Here is a 2,396-nt window from a genome sequence, read left to right on the forward strand (position 1 = left end):
CTCGCGCTGCGCCCACACCCCCGCGAGAACGCCCGCGAGCGGCGCCGCCACCAGCAGGAGCAGCGCCACCGCCAGCGCCGTCCACCCCTCGACCACGTCCGACGGCCGCCGCAGCGGATTGCTCCGCCAGCGCCATCCCCGTACGCGGGTCCGTGTCCGAGCGCCCATACCTAGGACGTACCCCGTTCGGGGGGTCATTTCCCATGAAACGGGTGCTGTGGCTCGAATCGGCTGGGGCGGGGGATGCGCGAGAGCGGGGACCGGGAGTGATCCGGTCCCCGCTCGCCCCGTGCCGGGATCAGCCGAGGAGCTTCGCCGCCAGGGTGGCCGCGTTGTACGAACCCCAGCCGGTGGTGAAGTCCCAGCCGGACGTCGCCGAGAAGGCGCCGTTGCTGCCGCTGGTCACGTCGTGGAAGCCGGTGCCTTTCGCCGCGTACAGGGCGGGGTTGGCGAAGCCGAGGTTCGCCGCGCCGGAGGCCGCCGCCTGCTGGTTGTACAGGGCCGCGAAGGCCGCCCACTCGGGCGCGGCGGCGCTGGTGCCGCCGACCGACGACCAGGAGCCCTTCGAGAAGATGGAGACACCGGGCGCCGGGTTGGCGTGCGCCGCGACGTCCGGGACCTGGCGGAAGCCGCCGCCCGCGCTCTTCTGGACGGACGTCTGCCAGCTCGGGATCTTGAACACCGTCGACTTGCCGCCACCGCCGCCCGACCAGGCCACCTCCTTGCTCCAGGCGTTCCCCGAGGTGACCGTCAGCCGGGTGCCGCCGACACCGGTGACGAACGGGTCGCTCGCCGGGAAGTCGACGGACTGGCCCCCGTCCTTCGCGTCGTCGGAACCGTCGTCACCGGCGGCGGCGTAGAAACCGAGGCCCTGCGCGGCGCCCGCCTTGAAGACGGCGTCCACGGCGTTCATGCCGGACGCGGTGCGCGTCGTCTCGGCCGCGCCCCAGCTGATCGAGGTGGTCGGGATGCCGCTGTCGACGATCGCCTGGTACGTGTCGACCTCGCCGGCGTCCGTGTTGGGCCCCTCGAAGACCACCACGTTCGCCTTGGGGGCGATCGCGTGCAGCACCTCGATGTCCAGCTCGACCTCGACCTGGCCGTCACCGAGGGCGCCGGAGCCGCCGTCCACCTTCTGCACGGTCGGCGCGGGAGAGCCCAGGCCGTAGTTGGTGTCGTACTTCGTGATGTTGGACTGCTGGAAGCCGTCGAACTCGATCAGCGCGATCTGCTGGCCGCTGCCGGTGAACTTGCCCGACACGTTGTAGCCGCCCTTGAGCTGCGCCGGGGTGTAGCCGCCGCCGGGGCCGTCGTGCGGGACGAGGGTCCGGGAGATCGCCTGGTGGTGGAGCTGGGCGCGGTTGTTGAGCCCGGCGACGTCGCTGACCAGGGAGGCGATCGAGGCGGGGAGCGTCGGCGCGGAGGCGTTCGCGTAGAAGGAGCGGCCGGTCGCCGCGTCCTTGTACGTCGCGAGCTGCGTGGCGAACGCCTTCTGGAGCTGGGCGGCGGTGCCGCTCACGTCGATCAGGAGGTTCCCGGTGTGGACCTTTCCGATCGTCAGACCCTGGGACCGCAGGTAGTCGGTGACCTGCTTGACCTCGGCGGCGCTGCGGCCGAAGCGCGCCACGAACTGCGCCTTCGTCAGGTAGTGCCTGTACGAGGCGGACTTGGGGTCGCTGACCTTCGCGACGAACGTGTCCAGCGCCTTGCCGCCTCTGGGCGTCAGGCTCACCGCCACGGATATCCGCTTGCCGGCGGCCACCCGGCCCGTGCGGGCCGCGTCGTGGCCGAGCCCTTCGAGGACGTCACCGGCGATCGCGGCGCGCACCGTGTGCGGGGCGTCGGCGGCGTGCGCGGCGGGGACCGCGGCCGTCAGGAGAGCGGGTACGGCGACCAGACCGAGCAGGTGCAGGCGTGACTTCACCGGGTCCTCCGGGGAGTGGGGGGTGGTGTCCCGAAGCGGAACGGCTTCACCGTAGGAAGCGCGGCACCACCCCCGTAAGCGGGGGAACCCTTGCGTCACGTGTTAACGGGCGATGTCACGTCAGCGACTTGTGCCGAAACGCCGGTTGTGCGCCCGGCTCGGCTGACCGGCCGTCACCGCCTGCACCACCCGGTCGTCGTCGGGGGCGTCCACCGCCGCGCCGGAGGCCAGCACCGCGACGGCCATCGCGTGCGCCAGCGCCGTCCGCGACCGCACCCCGACCTTCCGGTAGACCCGCGACAGCGCGCCCTCCACCGTCTTCACGCTGATGAACAGCTTCGCGGCGACCTCCCGGTTGGTGGCGCCCCCGCCGACCAGCTCCGCGATCCGCGCCTCCGTCGGCGTCAGCCCCGGGCTCTCGCCCGGCTCCCCGCGCTCCCCGGACTCCAGCCGCGCGAGCTCCGCCCCGGCC

2 protein-coding genes are annotated in these 2,396 nt (G+C 72.7%); both read right to left on the minus strand.

All coding sequences use genetic code 11. The features are described from left to right. Nucleotides 1-298 precede the first annotated feature (298 nt). Entirely contained in the window at nucleotides 299-1,924 is a 1,626-nt protein-coding gene (locus tag ACVNF4_RS34960; RefSeq protein WP_461806876.1) for a S53 family peptidase, read from the minus strand. 120 nt (nucleotides 1,925-2,044) lie between these two features. Next, on the minus strand, nucleotides 2,045-2,396 hold a 352-nt coding region (locus ACVNF4_RS34965), incomplete at its 5' end, for a helix-turn-helix domain-containing protein (RefSeq protein ID WP_461806877.1).

The organism is Streptomyces sp. S6 (assembly GCF_054880855.1).